Source organism: Frankia torreyi (genome assembly GCF_000948395.1).
GTDB lineage: Bacteria > Actinomycetota > Actinomycetes > Frankiales > Frankiaceae > Frankia > Frankia torreyi.
Map to the genome: position 1 here is coordinate 1 of NZ_JYFN01000119.1, position 6,015 is coordinate 6,015.

3 protein-coding genes and 3 pseudogenes are annotated in these 6,015 nt (G+C 68.9%); 4 read left to right on the forward strand and 2 right to left on the reverse strand.

Features of this window, described 5'->3' with window-relative positions; all coding sequences use genetic code 11:
* Both FF36_RS35780 and htpG read left to right on the forward strand, forming a co-directional pair.
* Nucleotides 1-280 (forward strand): annotated as a pseudogene (locus tag FF36_RS35780) (methyltransferase domain-containing protein); the annotation flags it as partial.
* Nucleotides 281-525: 245 nt separating this feature from the next.
* On the forward strand, nucleotides 526-2,472 hold the full coding sequence (htpG, locus tag FF36_RS30845) for a molecular chaperone HtpG (RefSeq protein WP_044888743.1): 1,947 nt from the start codon (nucleotides 526-528) through the stop codon (nucleotides 2,470-2,472).
* A 15-nt stretch (nucleotides 2,473-2,487) separates the two neighbouring features.
* Here htpG and FF36_RS30850 read toward each other — a convergent pair whose 3' ends face one another.
* Complete coding sequence (locus FF36_RS30850; RefSeq protein ID WP_044888744.1) at nucleotides 2,488-3,498, reverse strand: threonine ammonia-lyase; 1,011 nt, start codon at nucleotides 3,496-3,498, stop codon at nucleotides 2,488-2,490.
* A 440-nt stretch (nucleotides 3,499-3,938) separates the two neighbouring features.
* Between FF36_RS30850 and tnpC the strand changes: the two are divergent.
* Both tnpC and FF36_RS34745 read left to right on the forward strand, forming a co-directional pair.
* Nucleotides 3,939-5,361, forward strand: a pseudogene (gene tnpC / locus FF36_RS30855) (IS66 family transposase); the annotation flags it as partial.
* Nucleotides 5,362-5,386: 25 nt separating this feature from the next.
* Complete coding sequence (locus FF36_RS34745; protein WP_255650249.1) at nucleotides 5,387-5,632, forward strand: tetratricopeptide repeat protein; 246 nt, start codon at nucleotides 5,387-5,389, stop codon at nucleotides 5,630-5,632.
* Nucleotides 5,633-5,854: 222 nt separating this feature from the next.
* On the opposite strand, the pseudogene FF36_RS39685 reads toward FF36_RS34745, so the two are convergent.
* Nucleotides 5,855-6,015: pseudogene (locus FF36_RS39685) on the reverse strand (transposase); the annotation flags it as partial.

Sequence of the window (6,015 nt, forward strand, 5' to 3'; positions counted from 1 at the left end):
CCCACCACTCCACCCCGCGGCAAACCCGACACGGAACAACCAAAAGATCACGGAACTGTCACATCGCACGAACGTGCGAAGGACAGGGCTAGCCGAGGCTGCGGACCTTCGTCTTCGAGAGGTCGCGACCGCGATCCGTTCCGCCGCCGACCAGGGTCTCGGTGGCGTCACACCGACCGAGGTCGACCGCTGGTGGAGCGACCTGGAAGCGGCCGACGCGGCCGACGAATTCCTCTTCAGCGAGACCGCCTACATCGTCACCGCGCGCCTGCCCGGCTGAGGGGCCGCCCGAAGGTTCCCCGACGCGGCATCGATGATCAGGACACGGCCCGCGCCTCCTCCGCAGGTGCTCCGAAGGCGCGCGTGAGAACGAGTCCGGCTGCGCTAATATTTGACTCCGCGAATGGGGGACGCCGGTAGCGCTGTGCCGTCTCCGGGTTGGCGCGCCGCAGGAGTGCCTCCCCGGCCGCATGGGACCCCGCGTTGATCCTGCCCCGAACTGCCCGTGTCCGCATGGAGGTCTGCGTGAGCAACCGGATCGAGACGCTTGAATTTCAGGCCGAGGCCCGTCAACTTCTGCAGTTGATGGTCCATTCGATCTACTCGGACAAGGACATCTTCCTGCGCGAGCTGATCTCCAACGCGTCCGACGCCCTCGACAAGCTTCGTCTCGAGTCGCTGGTCAACAAAGAACTGCAGGCTGACACGTCCGACCTGCACATCGACATCGAGGTCGACCGGGAGACGCGCACTCTCACGGTGCGCGACAACGGTGTCGGCATGTCCCGGGACGACGTCGTCGAGCTGATCGGCACCATCGCGAAGTCGGGAACGGCCGAGGTGCTCCGCAAGCTGAAGGAGTCGAAGGACGCCGCCGCGTCACAGGACCTCATCGGGCAGTTCGGCGTCGGCTTCTACTCCACGTTCATGGTGGCGGACACGGTCACGCTGCTGACCCGGCGGGCCGGCACGAGCGGCGGCACGCGGTGGGAGTCCAGCGGCGAGGGCACCTACGTCATCGCCGACGTCGACGACGCGCCGCAGGGCACCGCGGTCACCGTGCACCTCAAGCCCGAGGACACCGAGGACCATCTGTTCGACTACACCGCCGAATGGAAGATCCGCGAGATCGTCAAGAAGTACTCCGACTTCATCGCGTGGCCCATCCGGATGGCCGTCGAGCGCACGAACGAGGCCGGCACGAACGATGCCAGCACAGGCGAGGCCGGCGCGGCCACGACCGAAATCCAGACCCTCAACTCGATGAAGGCGTTGTGGGCGCGCCCGCGCGACGAGGTCGACCAGGCCGAGTACCACGAGCTCTACCGCCACCTCAGCCACGACTGGACCGACCCGCTCGAGACCATCCACATGAAGGGCGAGGGGCTCTTCGAGTACGAGGCGCTGCTGTTCCTCCCGTCCCACGCACCGCTCGACCTGTTCGCGCAGGACGGCCGGCGCGGCGTCCAGCTCTACGTCAAGCGCGTGTTCATCATGGACGACTGCCAGGCGCTCATGCCGAACTATCTGCGCTTCGTCAAGGGCGTCGTCGACGCGCACGACCTGTCGCTGAACATCTCGCGTGAGATCCTCCAGCAGGACCGTCAGATCCAGCAGGTTCGCCGCCGGCTGGTCAAGAAGGTGCTCTCCACCGTCAGGCAGTTGCAGACCGACGACGCCGAGCGCTATCGGACCTTCTGGAAGGAGTTCGGCCCCGTCGTCAAGGAAGGGCTGCTCGACGACGTCGACAACCAGGAGGCGATCCTGGACATCGTCTCCGTCGCGTCGACGCGTGACCCGGAGCAGACGACGACCCTGCGGGAATACGTCGAGCGGATGAAGGACGGCCAGGACGACATCTACTACATGACCGGCGAGTCGCGGTTGATGGTCGAGAAGTCGCCCCACATGGAGGCGTTCCAGGCCCGCGGCTACGAGGTCCTGATCCTGACGGACCCGGTCGACGAGGTGTGGGTCGAGCGGGTGGCGCAGTTCGACGGAAAGCCGCTGCGCTCAATCGCCAAGGGCCAGGTCGATCTCGGCACGGCGGACGAGAAGGAGAGCGCCGAACCCGAGCGGGAACAGCAGCAGAAGGATTTCGCCGAGCTGCTGTCCTGGCTGGCAAAGACCCTGCAGGAGCAGGTGAAGGAGGTTCGTCTGTCGTCGCGCCTCACGACGTCACCGGCCTGCCTCGTGGGCGACACCTACGACATCACCCCGACCCTGGAGAAGATGTACCGCGCCATGGGGCAGAACGTGCCGCATCCCAAGCGCATCCTGGAGCTCAATCCCACTCATCCCCTGGTGTCGGGGTTGCGGAAGGCCCATGAGCAGCAGGACGCGGACTCCGACGTTCTCGGCGAGACGGCCGAGCTGCTGTACGGCATGGCCCTGCTCGCCGAGGGCGGCGAACTCCCCGACCCGTCCCGCTTCACTCGCATCCTCGCCGACCGGCTCGCGAACACCCTGTAGCGGGAGGCGCAGAGGTCAGGGCCTGCGGGTGGAAGCCGGACCGACCCAGCGGTGGTAGGCGTCCACGTCGACGTTGCTGCCGCACACGATGGTGACGACATGGCGGCCGGCGAAGCGGTCACGGTCTTCGAGGATTGCCGCGATGCCGAGCGCGGCCGACGGTTCGACGACGAGGCCGGCGTGGTCGAGCAGCATCCGCATCCCGGCGATGATCGACGCCTCCTGGACCAGGACGGCATCGTCCGCGACCAGGAGCAGGTCGGCCAGGACGGCCGGGATCGGACGCCGGCCGGCGACGCCGTCCGCGATGGTGTTCGTCGCGTCGGTGGTGACGACGCGCCGCCCGCGCCACGAGAGGGTCATCGCCGGTGCGCCCAGCGGCTGGACGCAGATCACCTCGACGCCGGGCGCCAGGGCCTTCACCACATGACCCACCCCGGTGGCCAGCGCCCCGCCGCCGAGAGCAATCAGGACGGCGTCGAACGACGGCGCGGTGTCCACCGGTTCCGGGCCCACCAGTTCCGGGCCCACCAGTTCCAGGCCGATGGTCGCCGCGCCCTCGCAGGTCTCGAGGTCCAGGCTGTCCTCGACCAGCCGGATGCCGTCGTGCCGCGCGACGGCCGCCGCCCGCTCCCGAGCCAGGTCGAAGTCGCCGTCCACCAGCTCCACCCTGGCGTCCAGGGCGCGGATGCGATCAAGCTTGGCCGCAGGGGCGAAGCGGGAGGCCACGACGGTGACGTCGAGCCCCCGGCCGCGACCGGACCAGGCGAGGGCCTGGCCAAGGTTGCCCGCGCTGGCGCACACCACGGCTCGCGAGCCATGCTCGGCAAGCTGGCTCGCGACCACCTCGGTACCGCGGGCCTTGAAGCTGCGGACCGGGTTCGCCGTTTCGAGCTTGATGCTCACCGCGCACCCGAGGGCGGGCTCCAGCGCCTCGCAGCGGTACAGCGGCGTGTCGAGAAAAACCGGGTCGATCACCCGGCGAGCCGCCCGGATCCGAGCAGTGTCGAGACGCGTCCCCTGCACGACACAGCAGCGTAGCGCCGCCGGCGATGTTCGGTTTGGGTGAACCCGATCAGCGCGGCCGACGGCGGCAAGTTCGCCGAGCAACGCGCCGGCGAAATCGAGCGAGCCCGCAAGCGGCACGCCGTGAGAAATTGTCAATACCTGTGGATTGAGGGCGGGGAGGGCGGTTAGCCGGTTCCTGAGGGTTGGGGTGCGTCGTTGATAACCATGTCTACGAAGGTCAGCGCTTCGGTCCGTCGGGTGAGGGGGTTGCGGTAGAGGGACCGACGATGATCGGCACGTCGGATGCGTAGGCATTCGTCGATGATGCGATGCCACCGTGGTCCGAAGGTTGAAGCGTAGCTGTTCAGCTTGGTTGAGCGGCTGTCTTGCGGATCTTGTCTGGTGATCGGTCTCGTGGTTGCCTGCCGGCGGGTCAAGATCGGTTAGGTTGTGGGGGNGGAGTCCGTCGGCCGGCCGAGCTATGAGGAGCTCGTGCGCCTGGTCGCGGAACAGGCCGCGGTGATCGAGCGGCTGACGGCACGGGTCGCCGAGCTCGAACGCAGGCTTGGCGCGGACAGTTCGACGTCGTCGCGTCCGCCGTCGTCGGACAGCCCGTTCACGAAGGCACCGAAGCGGTCGTCGCGGTCGTCGTCGGGCCGTCCGCGTGGGAAGCAGCCCGGTGAGCCCGGCCAGACCCGGAACATGGTCGCTGACCCGGACGAGGTCGTCACGCTCGACCCGTCGTCGTGCGCGGGGTGCGGTGGTTCTCTGGCGGGGGCGCCGGTGTTCGGGGTGCGCCGTCATCAGGTGTTCGACGTCCCGCCTCCGCCGCCGAGGCCGTATGTGACCGAGTATCGGGTCGTGGCGCGGGTCTGCCCGTGCTGTACGGCGACCACCAGCGCGGACGCCCCGGCGGGGGTGACCGGCCGGGTCGGCTACGGGCCGGGCCTGCTTGCGCGGGCGGTCTGGCTGGTGTGCGCCCAGCACCTCCCGGTCCGCCGGGCCGGCCGGGTGCTCGCCGTCCTGGCCGGCGCCGCGGTCTCGACGGGCTGGGTCGCCACCGTGCGGGGCCGGGCCGCCCGCCTGCTGGAGGTCACGTTCCTGCCCCGGGTGCGGGCGCTCGTCGCCGCCGCGCCGGTCGCGCACGCGGACGAGACCACCGCCCGCGCCGACGGCGCCCTGCGTTACCTGCACGTCGCGTGCACCGACTACCTGACCGTGATGCACGTCGGGGACCGCTCAGCCGCCACGATCGACGCCGGCGGGGTCTGGCCCGCCTTCACCGGGGTGCTGGTCCGGGACGGCTACAGCGGCTACGCCCATCTGGCCGGGGCCTTGCACGCCTGGTGCGGCGCCCACCTGCTGCGGGACCTGCGCCAGGTCCACGACGGTGACCCGCCCGGGCAGGTCTGGGCCGACGCACTGGCCACCACCCTGCTCGACGCCCACCACGCCGCGACCGCCGCCCGCGCGGCCGGCCACCATGCCCTCGACCCGGCTATCTTCGCCGAGATCCGCAACCACCACCTCGGCGCGCTCGCCCGCGGTGAGACCGACAACCAGGGGAAACGAAGCCCCCTCGCGCAGGACGCCCGGACTCTGATCCGCCGGTTCCGCCGCTACGAGGACATGATCCTCCGGTTCGCGACCGACCTGACGGTCCCCTTCTCGAACAATCTCGCGGAACGTGACGTCCGACCAGTCAAGATCCAACAACGGGTCTCCGGTGGCTGCTGGCGAACCCTGACCGGCCTCGCGGACTTCGCCATCGTGCAGTCCTACCTGTCCACCGCCAGCAAATGGGGCGTCGACACCCTCGACGCCCTCGTCCAACTGTTCACCACGGGCCCCTGGCTCCCACCCGCCGCACACCCGGCCTGAACAGCACATTCAGCCTCGACCTCAGCTGAACAGCTACGTTGAAGCCACCGCCCACAACCTCGGGGTCAGCCTGAACGAGCTTGGCGAGCACAGCACAGCACGCGCCCTGCGCGACGACGCCCTCACCCGCCAACGCACCGCCCTCGGCTCCGACCACCCCCACACCCTCGCCACCACCCGCGCGCTCAGGTGGACCTTGGACCAACTTGGAAAGCGGCCCTCAGAGCCACAGCGATCGCCCAGATGGCGCAGAGCGTGGGACAGGCGGTGAACAGCCACGCTGGTGCAGTAACGCTCTTTCGCGCTTCGTCCAGTCAACTTGAGGAATTGTCAAGACCTGTGGATGGTGATCGTTAAGCGGCTTGGTTGACGGGTGTGGTGGTGGGTCGTTCGACGAGCTGGCCGGCTTCGAAGACGGCGCCGGCGCGGACGAGGGCGACGAGGTGGGGTGCGTTGACCGCNCGCCAGCGGGCCTGGGCGGCCTCGATGAGCNTGAACGCCATCGCCAGCCCGGCGGCTCGTGATCCCGGTCCCTTGGTGACGCGGGTGCGGTGGCGCACGGTCGCGAACGTGGACTCGATCGGGTTCGTGGTCCGCAGGTGCACCCAGTGCTCGGCGGGGTAGTCGTAGAACGCCAGCAGCACGTCCAGATCG